This window comes from Streptomyces sp. CNH287 (genome assembly GCF_000424825.1).
Genome location: NZ_AUKQ01000005.1, coordinates 341,153 through 358,565 on the forward strand (window position 1 = coordinate 341,153; position 17,413 = coordinate 358,565).

Below are 17,413 nucleotides of genomic sequence, written 5' to 3' on the forward strand. Positions count from 1 at the left end.
GGGCGGGAACGGGCGGGGGAAGGCCGCGCGGAGCCGCCGCCCGCTCAGGGGCGGGGCCGCTGGAGCCGGGCCACGAACTTGTAGCGGTCGCCGCGGTAGACCGACCGCACCCACTCCACCGGCTCACCGTCGGTGTCCCGCGAGTGCCGCGAGAGCATCAGCATCGGCAGGCCCACGTCGGTGGCCAGCAGCCCGGCCTCCCGCGGGGTGGCCAGCGAGGTCTCGATGGTCTCCTCGGCCTCCGCCAGGTGGACGTCGTAGACCTCCGCCAGCGCAGTGTAGAGCGAGGAGTACTTGACCAGGCTGCGCCGCAGGGCGGGGAAGCGCTTCTCGGAGAGGTGCGTGGTCTCGATGGCCATCGGTTCGCCGCTGGCCAGCCGCAGCCGCTCGATGCGCAGCACCCGGCCCCCGGCGAGGATGTCCAGCAGGCCGGCCAGGCGGTCGTCCGCGGTGATGTAGCCGATGTCCAGGAGCTGCGAGGTGGGTTCGAGTCCCTGGGCCCGCATGTCCTCGGTGTAGGAGGTGAGTTGGAGCGCCTGGGAGACCTTGGGCTTGGCGACGAACGTGCCCTTGCCCTGTATCCGCTCCAGCCGTCCCTCGACCACGAGTTCCTGGAGTGCCTGGCGGACGGTCGTCCGTGAGGTGTCGAACTCGCTTGCCAGCGTGCGCTCCGGCGGGACCGGGGTGCCCGGTGGCATGGTTTCGGTCATCTCGAGCAGATGGCGCTTGAGCCGGTAGTACTTGGGAACGCGCGCGGTGCGTGTCGCCGCCTGCCCGTTCCCCCCGCTTCCGCCCCCGCCGGCGGTGCGGGCGGTGGCCACCCTGTCTATCCCGACCTCAGTGGCCGCAACCCCGTCGGTGCCCATGGCACGCCTTCCCGACTCGTGTCGTGCTGCCGTCACCGGCTCCTCCGTGTACGTCGCGGGTCACATCGTGGCACGGGCTCTGCCAAGGGGGGTGTCCCAGCTCAGATGTCGTTCCGGTAACGGAACCGACTGTGAGCTTTATACACCGTTGACACCCCTATAGGTCTAGGCCAAGCTGCGGGCACTGGTCTAAACCATTAAAGACCAAACCCAGACCCACGGGCAGTACGCGGCGTATGTCTTCTGTCATCTCGGTGGGCGGGGGGTTTCTGGTGGTCCCTTGAGGAGGATGACGTGAAGCGCAAGCTCATAGCGGCTGTAGGAGCCGCCACGATGGTGGCCACGGTCGCCGGTTGTGGCTCCGACGATGACGACAGCGGCAGCGGCGGCGGCAACAAGACGCTGACCGTCTGGGCGATGGACGGCTCGGCCCCCGAAGCCTGGGTCAAGGAACTCAACAAGGAGTTCGAGGCCAAGAACAAGGGCGTCAAGGTCAAGATCAAGGTACAGCAGTGGAACGGCATCCAGGAGAAGATCACCACCGCCCTCTCCGAGGACGCTCCGCCGGACGTGATCGAACTGGGTAACACCCAGACCGCCGGCTACGCGGTCACCGGCGGCCTCGCCGACCTGACCGACATGAAGGGCGAGCTGGGCTACGACACGTGGACCAAGGGCATGCTGCCCTCCGCCGAACTTGACGACAAGCTCTACAGCGCCCCCTGGTACGCGGCCAGCCGCGTCGTGGTCTACGACAAGAAGGCCTACGCGGACGCCGGCGTCAAGCCGCCGACCACCCGCGACGAGTGGGTCGACGGTCTCGAGAAGCTCAAGGCCAAGGGCGACAAGCAGCCCATCTACCTCCCCGGCCAGAGCTGGTACGTCTACTCCGGTTTCCTGTGGGACGAGGGCGGCGAGCTGGCCGTCGAGGACGGCGACAAGTGGAAGGGCGCGCTGGACAGCCCCGAAGCCGTGAAGGCGATGAACTTCTACAAGAAGCTCCAGTCCTTCTCCACCGGCCCCAAGGACGCCGACGAGGCCACCCCGCAGCAGTCCACGGACGTCGTGCCCAAGGGCAAGGTCGCCTCGTGGATCGGGCTCGGCTGGGAGGCCGGCGGCGCCATCGACGCCATGAAGAAGGCCGGCGGCAAGGCCGACTTCGGCTACTTCCCGATCCCGGGCAAGACGGCCGGCAAGCCGGGCAGCACCTTCCTGGGCGGCTCCAACCTCGCCGTCTCGGAGCGCTCGCAGAACAAGGACCTCGCGAAGGAGTGGCTGAAGATGGCCACTTCCGAGAAGTGGATGACGAAGTACGCCGAGGCCACCGAGGGCGGTCTGCTGCCCAACAGCGAGGCCGCGCAGTTCACCCCGGCCAAGGGCTCCTTCGCCGAGGCCATGGGGAAGACCGCCGACACCGGCCGCACCACGCCCATCACCCCGGGCTGGGCCAACGTCGAGACGGACCCGAACCCGATCAAGGAGTACATGACCAAGGTGCTCAAGGGTGAGGACCCCAAGAAGGCCGGTGAGGACGCGAACAACGCGATCACCGAGCGCGTCAACAAGAGCTGATCACTCAGGGTGCCCCCGGCAGCGCGGCTGCCGGGGGCTCTCGCCCTGCGCCCTGTCCCCGGCCCTCACCCCGAGGAAGTAGAAAATGACCGTGCAAACCCAGGGAGCGACCCCGGTCGCCAAGGAGCCGCCGCCCCGCGGGCCCGCGGCGGAGCCAGGGCGGTCGCCCCGCGGCAAGCCGTCGCTGCCCGGCCGGTGGCTCCCGTATCTGCTGATCGCTCCGGCGGTCCTCTCCCTGCTGGTCTTCCTGGGCTATCCGCTGGTGCGGAACGTCATCATCTCCCTCCAGCAGCTCGGCCGGACGGAGATGATCTCCCGGAAGACCGTGTGGACCGGGTTCAGCAACTACACGGACCTGCTGTCCAACGACGCCTTCTGGACCGTCGTCGTACGGACCTTCGTCTTCATGGCCGTCAACGTGGCACTGATCATGACGATCGGTACCTTGATCGGCCTGCTGCTCAACCGGCTCGGCAAGAAGATGCGGCTGGTCCTCTCGCTGTCCCTGGTGATGGCGTGGGCGATGCCCATCGTCGCCTCCGCGACCGTCTTCCGCTGGCTGTTCGACACCCAGTTCGGCGTCATGAACTGGGTCATGCGCAGCCTTGGCTTCGAGGGCTACGAGCAGCACAACTGGTTCGAGACCGGCTTCTCCACGCTCGTCATCGTGACCCTGCTGATCGTCTGGGGCTCGGTCCCCTTCGTGGCGCTCAACCTCTACGCGGGGCTCACCACGATCAGCGGCGAGCTGTACGAGGCCGCCCGGATGGACGGCGCCAACAGCTTCCGGCTCTTCCGCTCCATCATCCTCCCGATCATGAAGCCGTTCTTCCTGATCACCACGTTCCTGGAGATCATCTGGGTCTTCAAGGCGTTCGCCCAGATCGTCGCCCTCAACAGCGGCGGACCCGACCGGGCCTCCGAGACCCTGCCGGTCTTCGCCTACGTCGAGGGCATGTCGCAGGGGAGCTTCGGCCTCGCCGCCGCCGCGTCCGTACTGACCATCCTGATCCTGCTGATCGCGATGTCCTTCTACTTCCGCCTGATGCTCAAGCAGGAGGAGGAGCAGTGAGCAACACCGTTCTGGCCGACAAGGCGCCCCTCGACACACCGGACAAGGCGGCTGCCAAGGCCCGGCGCCGCAAGACGTTCGGCAAGGTCTGGCCCAACGTCGCGGCCCTCCTCCTGGTGCCCTTCTTCCTCTTCCCGGTCTACTGGATGTTCTCGACATCCTTCAAGCCGTCCCACGAGGTCCTCACCGAGACCCCGCAGTTCTTCTTCACGCCGACGTTCGAGAACTACAGCACCGCGACCGGTGTCGACCAGTTCTGGACGTACGTGGTCAACAGCCTCACCGTGACCATCGGCGCCGTGGTACTCGCGCTGGTCGTGTCGCTGGCGGCGGCGTTCGCCATCGTGCGGATGAGGTTCAAGGGCCGCAAGGGCCTGGTGCTCGCCGTGATGATGGCCCAGATGGCGCCCTGGGAAGTCATGGTCATCGTGATGTACCTGATCGCGCGGGACGCGGAGATGCTCAACAGCATCGCCTTCCTGACACTGATCTACTTCGTGATGGTCCTCCCCTTCACCATCTGGACACTGCGCGGATTCATCGCCGCGGTGCCCAAGGAGCTGGAGGAGTCGGCCATGATCGACGGCTGCAGCCGGACGCAGGCGTTCTTCCGCGTCGTCTTCCCGCTGCTCGCTCCCGGCCTGATGTCCACCTCGCTCTTCGGGTTCATCACCGCCTGGAACGAGTTCGCCATGGTGCTGATCCTGAACAAGGACTCCGAGGCGTACACCCTGCCGCTGTGGCTGACCCAGTTCCAGACGGCGTTCGGCAGCAACTGGGGGGCCACCATGGCCGCCTCGTCGCTGTTCGCCATTCCCGTGCTTCTCCTGTTCCTCTTCCTCCAGCGGCGCGCGGTCAGCGGGCTGAGCGCCGGAGCGGTAAAGGGCTGACCCCGAAAGAAAGACGTCATGACGACCCTTGTCAGCGACACCACCACCCTCACGCGGGACGCTTTGGCCGTCCTCCAGCCCGGATTCACCGGCACCACCGCGCCCGAATGGCTGCTGGAGCAGCTCCGCCAGGGGCTCGGCTCCGTCGGCCTCTTCGGCCGGAACGTCGAGTCCGCCGAGCAGCTGACGGCGCTCACCGCCCAGCTGCGCGCGGTGCGCCCCGACGTGCTGGTGGCCATCGACGAGGAGGGCGGCGACGTCACCCGGCTCGAGGTGCGCACGGGGTCGTCCTACCCGGGCAACCTCGCGCTCGGCGCGGTCGACGACCCGGACCTGACCCGGGCCGTCGCCCGCTCCCTGGGCCGGCGGCTGGCCGCGTGCGGGGTCAACCTCAACTGGGCGCCGTCGGCGGACGTCAACTCCAACCCGGACAACCCGGTGATCGGCGTACGCGCCTTCGGCGGCGATCCGCAACTGGTGGCCCGGCACACCGTCGCCTACGTGGAGGGCATGCAGTCGGCCGGCGTCGCCGCCTGCGTCAAGCACTTCCCCGGGCACGGCGACACCAACGTCGACTCGCACCACGCCATGCCGCGCATCGACGCGGACCTGGCCACGCTCAACGAGCGTGAGCTGGTGCCCTTCCGTGCCGCGGCCGAGGCGGGCAGCAAGTGCGTGATGAGCGCGCACATCCTGCTGCCCGCCCTGGACGAGGCGCTGCCCGGCACCCTCAGCCCGGCCGTGCTGACCGGCCTGCTGCGGGCGCCGCGGAGCGAGGGCGGGGTCGGGCACTACGGCCTGATCGTGACCGACGCGGTGGAGATGGACGCCATCTCGGCCACCTACGGCCTGGAGCAGGGCACCGTGCTCGCGCTCGCCGCCGGAGCCGACGCGATCTGCGTCGGCGGCGGGCTGGCCGACGAAGACACCGTGCTGCGGCTGCGTGACGCGCTGGTGAGGGCCGTCCGCGACGGCGAGCTTCCGCGTGAACGGCTCGCCGACGCCGCAGCACGGGTTCGCGAACTGGCGAGCTGGACGCAGGGCGCGGGCGCGCCGGAAAAGCAGGAGGGGAGCGCGCCCGCATCCTCGTCCCGGCCCGCCGGTGCGGCCGGTGCGGCCGACGACGCCGAGGTGGGGCTGCTCGCGGCCCGCCGCGCGCTGCGGGTGACCGGGGCGGACGGCTACCGGCCGCCGGCCGCGCCGCCCTTCGTGGCCGCCTTCACCCCGCTGGCCAACATCGCCGTCGGCGGCGAGACGCCCTGGGGCCCGGCGGCGGAGCTGGAACGTTTCCTTCCCGGCACCACCACCGCCACCTACGGTCTGGAGGAGGTCACCGCCGCGGGCCCGTCCGGCTTGCTCGCAAATGTGCTCGAGGCGGCGTCGGACCGTAGGATCGTCGCAGTAGTGCGAGACGTCCACCGGCACAGCTGGATGGCCGACGCCCTGGACGCCCTGCTCGCCGCGCGGCCCGAGACGGTCGTGGTCGAGATGGGGCTGCCCCAGGCACCGCCGGCCGGGGCGCTGCACATCGCCACACACGGCGCCGCCCGCGTCTGCGGACGGGCCGCCGCGGAGGTCATCGCCGGCAAGGGGGCCGGCAGCTGATCCCCTCGGTCCGCACAGCACACAGCCACCTGGAGGCACCCAGCATGTCCGCCCCGACCTCGTCCGAGCAGACCCACCTGCCGGGACGGATCATGTCCGGTGAGATGGCCGAGCAGCCCGCGGTGCTGCGGCGCATCCTGGAGGAAGGCGCCCCGGCCATCCGCGCGACGGCCGAGGCGATCGCCGCCCGCAACCCCCGCTTCGTGCTGCTGACGGCGCGCGGTACGTCCGACAACGCGGCGCTCTACGCCAAGTACCTGCTGGAGGTGCTGCTGGGCAAGCCCTGCGGGCTCACCTCCATGTCCACCACCACGGCGTACGAGGCCAAGGCGGACCTCACCGACTGCCTGGTGATCACCGTCAGCCAGTCCGGCGGCTCGCCGGACCTGGTCGCCTCCACCCAGGCGGCCCGCGAGGCCGGTGCCGTCACGCTCGCCGTGACGAACAACCCGGACTCGCCGCTGGCGGCCGTCAGCGAGTTCCACATCGACGTGCTGGCGGGCGAGGAGAAGGCCCTCCCGGCGACGAAGACGTACACGGCCGAGCTGCTCGCCCTCTACCTCTTCGTGGAGGGCATGCGTGGCGGCAACGGCGCGGAGGCGGCGAAGGTGCTGCCCGAGCTGGCCGAGTCGGTGCTCGCCCGGCAGGAGGAGGTCAAGGCGCTCGCGGGCCGCTACCGCTTCGCCGAGCGGATGGTGATCACCTCGCGCGGTTACGGCTACCCGACCGCCAAGGAGGCCGCCCTGAAGCTGATGGAGACCAGCTACATCCCGGCCCTCTCCTACTCCGGCGCGGACCTGCTGCACGGGCCGCTGGCGATGGTGGACAACATCTCGCCGGTGATCGCCGTCGTCACCGACGGAAGGGGCGGCGCGGCGCTCCAGCCCGTCCTGGACCGGCTGCTGGACCGGGGTGCGGACCTCGTCGTGGTCGGCCCGCAGCAGCAGGTGGAGGCCGCCTCGGCGGGCTTCGTACTGCCGACCGAGGGCGTGGCGGAGGAGCTTCAGCCCATCCTGGAGATCCTGCCGCTCCAGATGCTGGCCTACGAGGTCACCATCGCCCGTGGCCAGGACCCGGACGCGCCCCGCGCGCTGGCCAAGGTGACCGAGACGCACTGAGGCTGCCTGACGGGCGCTGACGGGCGCCGGGCAGGCCCCGGACAGGCACGGCGCGCTCCGGGCGTGTACACGTACGGCACGGCCCCGCTCCCGCCCGGGAGCGGGGCCGTGCCGTCGTCGTGCCCGGGGGCGCCGGGCAGTCCGGAGCGTACGCGGGCATGGGGGGCCCGGAAGCGTCGTGGAACGACTTCGGGCCGCGGCGCCAGGACGGGACCCTCAGCCCGTCCGGCACCGCAGCCCGGAGTTGGATCGGCACCGGAGACTATGGCGCGGTCAGGGCAGAGAGCGCCACGGATCTCGTTCCGCCCTCCTGTGCGGGGAGAGCGGAGGCAGTGCTTCACTTCGCCTCCCATTGTGGACTAGACCATTCGCTGTGTCCATGGGGCGGAGGACATGCGCCGGGGCTCGCGCGGGGCGGCCACGGGCGCCGGGGGGCGCCGGCGCCCCCCGCCGGTAGGCTCGACGCCGTGCCCTCCATGAACGACCTCGTACGCCAGCACACGGCCCTCGGCGATCCCGACCTCAAGTGGCTGCACCTCCTGGTGTCCGAGTGGCAGCTGCTGTCCGACCTGTCCTTCGCCGACCTTGTCCTGTGGGTCCCCACCCGGGACGGCACGCGCTATGTCTCCGTGGCCCAGATGCGGCCCAACACGGGCCCCACCTCCTACCAGGACGACATGGTCGGCCACCTCGTCCCGCGGGGCCGCAGGCCGCTGCTGGACGCCGCGCTGGACGAGGGCCGGATCGTGCGCGAGGGCGACCCGGAGTGGCGCGAGGAGGTGCCCGTGCGGGTGGAGTCCATCCCGGTGCGCCGCGAGGGCCGCATCCTGGGGGTCATCGCCCGCAACACCAACCTCCTCACCGTGCGGACCCCGAGCCGCCTGGAGCTGACCTACCTCCAGAGCGCCTCCGACCTCGCCCAGATGATCGCCGCCGGATCGTTTCCCTTCCCGGGCCAGCCGGGCGACACCGACGTCTCACCGAGGGTCGGCGACGGCCTGATCCGGCTCGACGCGGAGGGCGTCGTCCAGTACGCGAGCCCCAACGCGCTCTCCGCCTACCACCGGCTGGGCCTCAACGCCGACCTGGTGGGGCTGCACCTCGGCGAGGCCACGACCGAACTCGCCCCCTCGCGGGGCGCGGTGGACGAGGCGATGGTCAAGCTGGCCAGCGGCTGGGCACCGCGCGCCGCCGAGGTCGAGGGCAACGACTGCGTGGTCCAGCTGCGGGCCATCCCGCTCAAACCCAAGGGCAGCCGGATCGGTTCGCTCGTACTGCTGCGCGACATCACCGAGGTACGGCACCGCGAGCGCGAACTGCTCACCAAGGACGCCACCATCCGGGAGATCCACCACCGGGTGAAGAACAACCTCCAGACGGTCGCCGCGCTGCTGCGCCTCCAGGCCCGCCGGATGGACTCCGACCGGGGGAGGGACGCGCTCAACGAGGCCGTGCGCCGGGTCGGTTCGATCGCGATCGTGCACGAGACGCTCTCCCAGAACCTCGACGAGCGGGTCGAGTTCGACGAGATTGCGGACCGGGTGCTCGCCATGGTCACCGAACTCTCACCGGACCGGGTCACGGGCCGCCGTACCGGACGCTTCGGCATTCTCGACGCCGAGGTCGCCACCCCGCTGTCGATGGTCCTGACCGAGGTGCTCCAGAACGCGCTTGAGCACGCGTTCGATCCGGGTACGCAGGGCACGGTCGAGGTGGGCGCGGTGCGCGGCCGGGCGGCCGGGGGCGCGGGCGGCCGGCTGCTGGTGACCGTGCAGGACGACGGGCTAGGGCTGCCGCCGGGCTTCGACCCGAGGCGGGGCGGCAATCTGGGGCTCCAGATCGTCCGCACGCTGGTGGAGGGGGAGTTGGGCGGCACCTTCGACATGGTGCCCGCCCCCGGCGGCGGTACCCGGGTGGTCTTCGACCTGCCGGTCGCAGGGGAGAAGCCGTAGGCGGGAGCGGGACGGAACGGCCGGGCCGGATCGGGCTGGGTCCAGTTGGGTTGGGGCGAGTCGGGTTGGGCCGGGAATGCCGAAAGCCCCGGACGGTGACGTGAAGTCACGGTCCAGGGCTCAGGATTCTGCGTGTGCGGTGCGTTATCGGTGCACTGCGCGCTGCGGCTCGGGATGCTGCCAGGTGGCCGACCGGCCGCCGTTCAGGCGGTGGCGGCGTTGTTGCGCGCCCGGTTGCGGGCGGCGCGGCGCTTCATCGCGCGGCGCTCGTCCTCGCTGAGGCCACCCCAGACACCGGAGTCCTGACCGGACTCCAGAGCCCACTGCAGGCACTGCTCCATGACGGGGCAGCGACGGCAGACGGCCTTGGCTTCCTCGATCTGCAGCAGCGCGGGACCGGTGTTGCCGATGGGGAAGAACAGCTCGGGGTCTTCCTCGCGGCAAACGGCGTTGTGACGCCAGTCCATGGCTGCTACCTCTCCTCGTGTGGCGGTTTGCTTGTGAATGTGAACGCTTTCACGAATCCCCTCACAGGGGAAGGGCTCCGCGCCGATATGTGATGCGGGTCCCACAGGAAGGAGGAGGAGGATTCGGGCTCTCAAGGGGGCCGCTTGTGGGGCCGTCCCGATCGCCATGAAGAGACTCGCAAACCTCGGCGGCGGATACAACCCCTTCTGGAAACTTTTTTTTGATTCCTTGGTGTCGCATCACTCACAGCCGTACTTCCAGTGGGTGGAGGCCAGCCTAAACGTTCGAGTAAAAGGACTTTAGGCCCTTCGGCTTACACAATCACGCGCAGTGCACGCCGTACGCCTGTGAACTGAACGCTGGTGCGCAGTCCCAAGTGGTCACCGTCCATCTGGAGAGGCAGTGGAACCTGTGAATGCAAGGTGAAGTCCGTCAGATCGTGCAGGGCGATCGCGTGTTTCCCGTGCGGACCGCGATCGGGCCGGGAGGCGAGCAGCTGTGCGCCGTAACGGGTGACCGCGCCCATGGTCAGCCGGGAGAGTCCCAGCAGGTCGAGGCCGGTGTCGAAGGAGGTGCCGGGCACCGCGTAGAGCGGCCGGTTGCCCAGATAGGTCCACGGCGCGGTGTTGCAGACGGTGGAGAGCACGAGATTCTCGACCGGCGCCTCGCCCGGCCGCTCCAGCGTGATCGTGCCGTGCCGGCGGTGCGGTTCGTTCACGAACTGGCGCAGCACCTGTCGTACGTACAGCGGGTGGGTCGAACGCTTGCCCCGCTCCCGCTGCTGCTCGACCCGGCCGATGACCCCGGCGTCGAAGCCGTACCCCGCGCAGAAGGTGAACCAGCGCGGCGGCACCTCGGCGTCCTCCGTGCCGGGCACGCCGGCGGCCAGGCCCAGCCCGACCGTGCGCTCGCTGCGCTCGTGCAGGGCGTCCAGCAGCGCGCCGGTGGCCTCCACCACGTCGTTGGGCAGGCCGAGGGCGCGGGCGAAGACGTTGGTCGATCCGCCGGGCACGACCGCGAGCCGGGGCAGCCGGCCGGGGTCGGGGCCGTGGTGCAGCAGGCCGTTGACGATCTCGTTGACCGTGCCGTCGCCGCCGAGCGCGATCACCAGCTCGGTCTGGCCGTCTTCCGCGGCCCGCCGGGCCAGGTCGCGGGCGTGCCCCCGGTACTCCGTGGTCGCGACCTCCAGCTTGAGATCGCTCGCGAGCGCGTGCGAGAGCACGTCACGGGTCCGCGCGCTGGTGGTGGTGGCTGCCGGATTGACCACGAGAAGTGCGCGCATGAGGTGCAGCGTACCTACGCCGGGGTACACGGCGCAGTCCGGTGCCGGGCTACCCTGCTGGGGTGAGTGACACCGATTCCGCCCCCGTCCGCCCGGCCCGGATCGTGACTGCGGCAGTGCTGACCGCGGTCGAGGGCGCCGTGGTCGCCGGATTCGGGCTGTACTCGCTGATCCTGCTCTTCACCGGTGATCCGGACGGCATGACGCAGGCGCTGACGCTGGCCCTGACGGTCCTCGCGCTGTCCGTGCTGCCGCTCGCCGCGGCGCGGGGGCTGTGGACGGTGCAGCGCTGGAGCCGCGGGCCCGCGATGATCATCCAGCTGCTGGCGCTGCCGGTGGGCTGGCAGATGGCGCAGAACGGCGGCGTCTGGACGCTGGGCGGGCTCGTGATCGGCGCGATGGCGCTCGCGGTGCTCGTCTGTGTGGTCAATCCCACCGCGACCGAGGCGCTGGGCATCGGCCCGCGGGACGCGTAGCCCGCCGTGAGCTGCCGGAGGCCGTGCGGGACGGCCTCCCGGTCAACTTCCCATGACTCGGGCCACGGTCTGGAGGGTCACTCCTCCACGAGCAGCCGGTCGCGCAGCTGGGCCAGGGTGCGGGCCAGCAGGCGGGAGACGTGCATCTGGGAGATGCCGACCTCCTGGGCGATCTGCGACTGCGTCATGTTCCCGAAGAAGCGCAGCAACAGGATCTTCTTCTCGCGCGGTGGCAGCTCCTCGAGCAGCGGCTTGAGCGACTCGCGGTACTCCACCCCCTCCAGTGCGTCGTCCTCCTCGCCGAGGGTGTCGGCCACGGCCGGGGACTCGTCGTCCGTGTCCGGGACGTCGAGCGACAGGGTGCTGTAGGCGTTCGCCGACTCCAGGCCCTCCAGCACCTCCTCCTCCGAGATCGCGAGCCGCTCCGCCAGCTCGTGCACCGTCGGCGCGCGGCCGTGCTGCTGGGACAGCTCGGCGGTGGCCGAGGTGAGCGAGAGCCGCAGCTCCTGGAGGCGGCGCGGCACCCGCACCGCCCAGCCCTTGTCCCGGAAGTGACGTTTGATCTCGCCGACGACGGTGGGGGTGGCGTACGTCGAGAACTCCACCCCCCGCTCCGGGTCGAATCTGTCCACGGACTTGATCAGCCCGATCGTGGCGACCTGGGTGAGGTCGTCCAGCGGCTCACCGCGGTTGCGGAAACGCCTGGCCAGATGCTCCACCAGGGGCAGGTGCATCCGCACCAGGTGGTTGCGCAGTTCGGCGCGGGCGGGTGAGCCGTCCGGCAGCTTGCGCAGTTCGACGAAGAGCGCACGCGCCCCGCTGCGGTCCTGCGGGTCTCGCCGCCCGTGCGGGCTGTGCCGGTATTTCTCGTGCCGGTGCTGGTCCATCGCGTCCGCCTGCTCCGCCGTCCCTGCCCGCTGCCCCCGCGCCGCCGGCCCGGGCCGCTGACCTCCGCCGTCCGCGGGGTGCGGCCGGGCCTGCTGCTCGGGAATGCCGGGGCCGGCCGCCTCGGGGCGGCCCGCCCACACGTCTCGTGCCTCGTGCTCGGTCACGACGGTTCCGGACCCGCGCCGCGCTGCTTGCGCAGACTGATCGTGACCGTGCGGTCCTCCGAGACGACCGAGTCCACCTCGCCCGCGAGGGCGGAGAGAACCGTCCATGCGAAGGTGTCGCGCTCCGGGGCCCGGCCGTCCGTGGTCGGCGCCGAGACGGTCACCCGCAGGGAGTCACCGATCAGCTCGAACACGCAGTTCAGCACGGAGCCGGGCACCGCCTGCTGAAGCAGGATCGCGCACGCCTCGTCGACCGCGATCCGGAGATCCTCGATCTCGTCGAGAGTGAAGTCCAGGCGGGCGGCCAGCCCGGCCGTGGCGGTACGCAGCACGGACAGATAGGCGCCCGCGGCGGGCAGCCGGACCTCGACGAAGTCCTTGTCTCCGGGCTCGCCTGCGATCTGAGACACCCTCACCTCCAAGGTGGCGCAAGCTGGTTAGGCTCGTCGGCTGTGACCAACGCGCCGGCCGGGGACTCCACGTGGAGCAGCTGCGGAGCCCCTGGCCGGCGCGGCGGATGGTACGACTGTGACGCTATCGCGATCCGCGCCGGGATGTCGCCCGCGCGAATCTTGAACGACTCCCCGACCCGCGGGGCCGCCCCATCCAAGGGCCGTAACCCATAGTAAACACATGGGTACTGTCCGTGGCTAGGGGGTGAGGCCGGTGAATCCAGGATGACTACGCTGCGTTGGCACGGGCGAGTGCGCGCAGTGGCTCTCCGGACATCCGGAAGACCGTCCACTCGTCCATCGGCTCGGCGCCCAGCGACTGGTAGAAGCCGATAGACGGGGTGTTCCAGTCCAATACCCACCATTCGAAGCGTTCATAGCCCTCCGCGACACAGATCTCGGCGAGTGCGGAGAGCAACGCCTTCCCGTGTCCCGCGCCGCGCGCCTCCGGGCGGACGTACAGGTCCTCCAGATACACACCGTGAGTGCCCGTCCAGGTCGAGAAGTTGCGGAACCACAGGGCGAAGCCGACCGGCGTGCGTGCCGCGCCCTGGCCGCCGTCCTCCCCGCGCCCGCCGTCCTCCTCCGCGATCAGCGCGAAGACGGCCGGATGCGCGCCGAAGAGCGCGGCGTGCAGCTGCTCCTCGGTGGCGCGGGCGTGCTCCGGCGCACGCTCGTACGCCGCCAGCTCGCGGACCAGCTCCAGGATGACGGGGACGTCGGCGGGCACGGCGGTTCTGATCACGGAACACCTCGGGGAGTCTCGGCGGGCGGCGAAGCGGGCGGGAAGGCCGGACCGGTGACCACCGCGGTGACGGTGGTGCCCTCGGCGAAAGCCCCCTCGGCCACGAGTGCGCACAGACCGTACAGCAGCTTCGCCACGTAGACGTGGTCGAGCGGCGGCAGGCCGTGCCGGGCGGCGAAGTCCGCCGCGAAGTCGCGCAGCTCCCCGTTCGTACGGGCGAAGCCGCCGCCGTGGAAGCGCTCGTCCAGCCACCAGTCGCCCCGGCGGCCACCGAAGGCGGCGTGCTGGAGCCGGGCCACCTCCGCCCCGAGGAAGCCGCCCCGCAGCACCGGGACGCCCAGCGCCCGCCCGCCGCCCGCGAGGCCGCCCGCCAGCCCGGCCAGCGTGCCGCCCGTACCGCAGGCGACGGCGGCGACGTCCGTACGCCCGCGCAGCTCCTCGCCCAACTCGGCGCAGCCGCGCACGGCCGCCGCGTTGCTGCCGCCCTCGGGGAGCGCCAGGAAATCGCCGAAGCGGTCGTGCAGCCCGGCCAGCCAGTCGGCGTCGGCCCGGCGGCGGTAGTCGGCCCGGCTGACGAAGTGCAGCCGCATGCCGTCGGCCGCGCAGCGCGCCAGCGAGAGGTTCAGCGGCTGCCGCGCCAGCTCGTCCCCGCGCACGACGCCGACGGTGGCCAGGCCCAGCAGGCGGCCGGCGGCGGCGAGGGCGCGCAGGTGGTTGGAGTAGGCGCCGCCGAAGGTGAGCAGCGTGCGGTGGCCGCCCTCGGCGGCGGCGCGCAGATTGGGCGCGAGCTTGCGCCACTTGTTCCCGGGCAGCTCCGGATGGATCAGGTCGTCGCGCTTGAGCAGCAGCCGGACGCCCCGCCGCGCGAAGCGCTCGTCCGCCGCCTCCTGGAGCGGCGAAGGGAGCAGCGGGGCCGGGCCCGGCACTGCCGCCCGCCCGGTCACCACGCCTTCCGCCGGCACCCCGTCATCCCGTGTCACCCCATGATTCTCACGCGGCGCCCCGGGGCGGGGCACCGCGCAGCCGCCCGGCCGCCCCGGCGCGCACGCTCTGCACGCGCGCCGGGGCGGGACGGACGGAACGCACCCGAGTCAGCGCACCGCGCTGTCCCCGTGCTGCGCGACGTGCTGCTCGACGGCGGCCAGCGCCTGCTGGACCTGCGCGGCCGAGCCCGTCCCCCGCTGCTCGGCGTAGTAGGCCGCGCCCAGCTTGCGCACCAGGTCCTGCCCGGCGCGCTGGGCCTGGACCTCGCCGACCTTCTCCTTGCCCTGCGCCAGGCCGCGCTGCGCCTGCTCCTTGGCCTTGTCGAGGAACCCTGCCATTGGTCTGCCTCCTGTGCTGTACGGGGGAGTGCGGAGACGGAGTGCCCCTGCTGGTGCGACATATGCCTCCGCACGTGTGCCTGCCGATTCAACGTATGCCGTGATCACTCGGTTCCCTGCGGACGGACACGCGGCCACTCGCGCGCCTCCGCCCCGCCTCCGCCCCGCCCCCCGCGTCCGCTCTTTGGACCGCGGCGCGCCCGCCGGAAGGCACCCCGTAGCGTGGGCGCCATGAGCACCCCGGCGGGCAGCACCGCGCAGGCCCCGCCCTCGGGTGAGGGCGCCGGGCGGGCGGTGGCCGTCGGCCTGGTGTGCGCGGGGGCGTTCTCGCTCCAGTTCGGCTCGGCGGTGGGCGCGCTGCTCTTCCCCCGCGCCGGGGCGCTCGGGGTGGTGGCGCTGCGCCTGACGTTCTCCGCGCTGCTGATGCTGGCGCTGTGCCGCCCGCGGCTGCGCGGCCACACCCGCGCCGACTGGGCCGCCGCGCTCGGGCTCGGCGTCGCGCTCGGCACCATGAACACCCTCTTCTACCAGGCCATCGACCGCATTCCGCTGGGCCCCGCGGTCACGCTGGAACTGCTGGGTCCGCTCGCCCTGTCCGTCGTCGCCGCGCGCCGTGCGCTCAGCCTGCTGTGGGCCGGACTGGCGTTGGCGGGGGTCTACCTCCTGGGCAGCAGCGGATTCGACCGGCTCAACGCCGCCGGTGTGGCCTTCGCGCTGGCGGCGGGCGCGATGTGGGTGCTCTACATCGTCTTCAACGCCCGTGTGGGGGCGCGCTTCCCGAAGATGGACGGGCTGGCCCTGGCGATGGCCGTGGCCGCGCTGATCAGCGCACCGCTGGGGGTGGCCGGCGGGGGCTCCGCCCTGCTGGACCCGGTCACGCTGGGGCTGGGCGCCATGGTCGCCGTCCTCTCCTCCGGGGTGCCGTACGCCCTGGACACCCTGGCCCTGCGGCGGCTGCCGCAGGCCACCTTCGCGGTGCTGATGAGCCTGATGCCCGCGGCGGCGGCGACGGCCGGCTTCCTCGTGCTCGGCCAGCGGTTGGGGCCGCCGGAGGTGCTGGCGCTGGTGCTGGTCATCGTGGCCAGCGTCGGCGCGGTACGGACGGCGCCCGCGGCGCGGCGGCGCTGCCCGAGCCCGCCGCCGTAGGCCGTGTCCGGCACAGGCCGCCTGGCGGGCCTGGTCACCACGGCCCGCTGCGTTGCGGAGCCGACCACGTACGCCCGGGTGGAGCCGAGGCGGAGCGGGTGCAGCGCACCGCACGCCGCACGCCCCGCACTGCGGGGAAGGGGGCGACGGCGAGGCCGTAGGGTGAGCCGGTGAGCGAACCCCCCATCATCAGCTGGGCCGAGGACGGCGTACCGCGTACCGCCCGCTGGCGTTCCGAGAGCGGGGCCCGGCCACCGGCGCGCGTGGCGCTCGCCGACGACACCACGAAGGCCGCCGACGCCTACAAGCTGGCCTGCGAGGGGACGGCGCTGCTGTGGCGCGGTGACTTCCAGAACGCCCGGCAACTGCTGACCGCGCTCGCCCGCCGGGTCGACGCCAAGCCGCGTACCGCGCGGGTCCGCGCGCCCGCCCCGGCTCCCGGGGACGCCTTCCACCAGCACCGGGCCCGGCAGGCCCAGCGCGCCCGCATCCTCGGCATGCTGCTGGTGCCGCTGGACGGCGAGTACGCCGTCCCCCTGCGCCGCGCGCCCGGCGTACGGGCCGCGTGCGCGGCGGCGTACGGGCCGCCGGAGGGCGCGGAGTCGGTGCTGGCGCTGCGCGAGCTGCTGGGCCTGATCGGCGCGTACGAGTGGCAGCGCAACGGAGTGCCGGTCGCGGCGCTGGGCGGTGACCGGGTCCACCCGGCCTACGGCGTCTTCTCGCCCGTACGCGGCGAGTACCTGGACCTGGTGGCCGCTGCGGCGCTGCCCGGCGGCGGGGAGGGGACGGCGTTCGACGTCGGCACCGGCACCGGGGTGCTCGCCGCGGTGCTCGCCCGGCGCGGGGTGCGGCACGTCGTCGCCACCGACACCGACCCGCGGGCCGTGCGCTGCGCCCGCGAGAACGCGGAACGGCTCGGTGTCCGGGCGGCGGTGGAGGTGGTCGAGGCGGACCTGTTCCCGCCGGGCCGCGCTCCGCTCGTCGTCTGCAACCCGCCGTGGATTCCGGCCAAGCCCACCTCGCCGCTGGAACACGCGGTCTACGACCCCGGCAGCCGGATGCTGCGCGGCTTCCTCGCCGGGCTCGCGGACCACCTGGAGCCGGGCGGGGAGGGGTGGCTGATCCTCTCCGACCTCGCCGAGCGCCTCGGCCTGCGCACCCGCGAGGAGCTGACGGGCTGGATCGCGGACGCCGGACTGCGGGTCGCGGGCCGCGCGGACATGGCGCCCCGCCATCCGCGTGCCGCCGACCCGGACGACCCGCTGCACTCCGCGCGCTCGGCCGAAGTCACCTCGCTGTGGCGGCTGGTGGCCGCCGGCTGAGCGGCCGCGCCGCCGCCGGCCCGGCCCGGCACGCCGGTGCCCGGCACCCGTACCGCGAGGTGCGGGACGGGCG

General features: G+C 71.8%; 17 protein-coding genes. 9 read left to right on the forward strand and 8 right to left on the reverse strand.

The features are described from left to right. Nucleotides 1-44: 44 nt before the first annotated feature. Nucleotides 45-866: a GntR family transcriptional regulator gene (locus H299_RS0107885; protein ID WP_027747976.1), complete on the reverse strand. Its 822-nt coding sequence runs from the start codon at nucleotides 864-866 to the stop codon at nucleotides 45-47. Between the two features lie 294 nt (nucleotides 867-1,160). On the opposite strand from H299_RS0107885, the gene H299_RS0107890 reads away from it, so the two are divergent. From H299_RS0107890 to H299_RS0107915, 6 genes are all read left to right on the forward strand, one after another. Continuing rightward, nucleotides 1,161-2,438 carry an extracellular solute-binding protein gene (locus tag H299_RS0107890; protein WP_027747977.1) on the forward strand — a complete coding sequence of 426 codons (1,278 nt, stop codon included), beginning with the start codon at nucleotides 1,161-1,163 and terminating at the stop codon, nucleotides 2,436-2,438. A gap of 85 nt (nucleotides 2,439-2,523) precedes the next feature. Continuing rightward, the gene (locus tag H299_RS0107895) at nucleotides 2,524-3,510 is read left to right on the forward strand and encodes a carbohydrate ABC transporter permease (RefSeq protein ID WP_027747978.1); all 987 of its coding nucleotides are present in this window, start codon (nucleotides 2,524-2,526) and stop codon (nucleotides 3,508-3,510) included. An 11-nt stretch (nucleotides 3,511-3,521) separates the two neighbouring features. After that, nucleotides 3,522-4,400 carry a carbohydrate ABC transporter permease gene (locus H299_RS0107900; RefSeq protein ID WP_027747979.1) on the forward strand — a complete coding sequence of 293 codons (879 nt, stop codon included), beginning with the start codon at nucleotides 3,522-3,524 and terminating at the stop codon, nucleotides 4,398-4,400. An 18-nt stretch (nucleotides 4,401-4,418) separates the two neighbouring features. Next, on the forward strand, nucleotides 4,419-6,005 hold the full coding sequence (locus H299_RS0107905) for a glycoside hydrolase family 3 protein (protein ID WP_027747980.1): 1,587 nt from the start codon (nucleotides 4,419-4,421) through the stop codon (nucleotides 6,003-6,005). Nucleotides 6,006-6,049: 44 nt separating this feature from the next. Then, entirely contained in the window at nucleotides 6,050-7,123 is a 1,074-nt protein-coding gene (locus H299_RS0107910; RefSeq protein ID WP_027747981.1) for an SIS domain-containing protein, read from the forward strand. Between the two features lie 476 nt (nucleotides 7,124-7,599). Next, nucleotides 7,600-9,075 (forward strand): PAS domain-containing sensor histidine kinase, encoded by a 1,476-nt coding sequence (locus tag H299_RS0107915; protein ID WP_027747982.1) that lies wholly within the window; start codon nucleotides 7,600-7,602, stop codon nucleotides 9,073-9,075. 203 nt (nucleotides 9,076-9,278) lie between these two features. On the opposite strand, the gene H299_RS0107920 is transcribed toward H299_RS0107915, so the two are convergent. Beyond that, nucleotides 9,279-9,542 carry a WhiB family transcriptional regulator gene (locus H299_RS0107920; protein ID WP_027747983.1) on the reverse strand — a complete coding sequence of 88 codons (264 nt, stop codon included), beginning with the start codon at nucleotides 9,540-9,542 and terminating at the stop codon, nucleotides 9,279-9,281. A gap of 314 nt (nucleotides 9,543-9,856) precedes the next feature. Beyond that, on the reverse strand, nucleotides 9,857-10,825 hold the full coding sequence (locus H299_RS0107925) for a diacylglycerol kinase family protein (RefSeq protein ID WP_027747984.1): 969 nt from the start codon (nucleotides 10,823-10,825) through the stop codon (nucleotides 9,857-9,859). A 62-nt stretch (nucleotides 10,826-10,887) separates the two neighbouring features. On the opposite strand from H299_RS0107925, the gene H299_RS0107930 reads away from it, so the two are divergent. After that, nucleotides 10,888-11,301 (forward strand): hypothetical protein, encoded by a 414-nt coding sequence (locus tag H299_RS0107930; protein ID WP_027747985.1) that lies wholly within the window; start codon nucleotides 10,888-10,890, stop codon nucleotides 11,299-11,301. 77 nt (nucleotides 11,302-11,378) lie between these two features. Here H299_RS0107930 and H299_RS0107935 read toward each other — a convergent pair whose 3' ends face one another. The 5 genes from H299_RS0107935 to H299_RS0107955 form a co-directional block, all read right to left on the reverse strand. After that, nucleotides 11,379-12,353, reverse strand: coding sequence for an RNA polymerase sigma factor SigF (locus H299_RS0107935; protein ID WP_037758126.1), 975 nt, complete (start codon nucleotides 12,351-12,353; stop codon nucleotides 11,379-11,381). Then, a complete protein-coding gene (locus H299_RS0107940; RefSeq protein WP_027747987.1) occupies nucleotides 12,350-12,763 on the reverse strand; it encodes an anti-sigma regulatory factor in 414 nt (137 codons plus the stop codon). Before H299_RS0107940 ends, H299_RS0107935 begins: the two co-directional genes overlap by 4 nt. A 271-nt stretch (nucleotides 12,764-13,034) precedes the next feature. Beyond that, a complete protein-coding gene (locus tag H299_RS0107945) occupies nucleotides 13,035-13,550 on the reverse strand; it encodes a GNAT family N-acetyltransferase (RefSeq protein WP_027747988.1) in 516 nt (171 codons plus the stop codon). Then, complete coding sequence (locus H299_RS32790; RefSeq protein ID WP_051262263.1) at nucleotides 13,547-14,494, reverse strand: pyridoxal-phosphate dependent enzyme; 948 nt, start codon at nucleotides 14,492-14,494, stop codon at nucleotides 13,547-13,549. Before H299_RS32790 ends, H299_RS0107945 begins: the two co-directional genes overlap by 4 nt. Before the next feature lie 147 nt (nucleotides 14,495-14,641). Further along, nucleotides 14,642-14,872, reverse strand: a complete 231-nt coding sequence (locus H299_RS0107955; protein WP_027747989.1) for a hypothetical protein — start codon at nucleotides 14,870-14,872, stop codon at nucleotides 14,642-14,644. 231 nt (nucleotides 14,873-15,103) lie between these two features. On the opposite strand from H299_RS0107955, the gene H299_RS0107960 reads away from it, so the two are divergent. Beyond that, entirely contained in the window at nucleotides 15,104-16,018 is a 915-nt protein-coding gene (locus H299_RS0107960) for an EamA family transporter (RefSeq protein ID WP_199782407.1), read from the forward strand. A 170-nt stretch (nucleotides 16,019-16,188) separates the two neighbouring features. After that, complete coding sequence (locus H299_RS0107965; RefSeq protein WP_027747991.1) at nucleotides 16,189-17,340, forward strand: 50S ribosomal protein L11 methyltransferase; 1,152 nt, start codon at nucleotides 16,189-16,191, stop codon at nucleotides 17,338-17,340. Nucleotides 17,341-17,413: the final 73 nt, after the last annotated feature.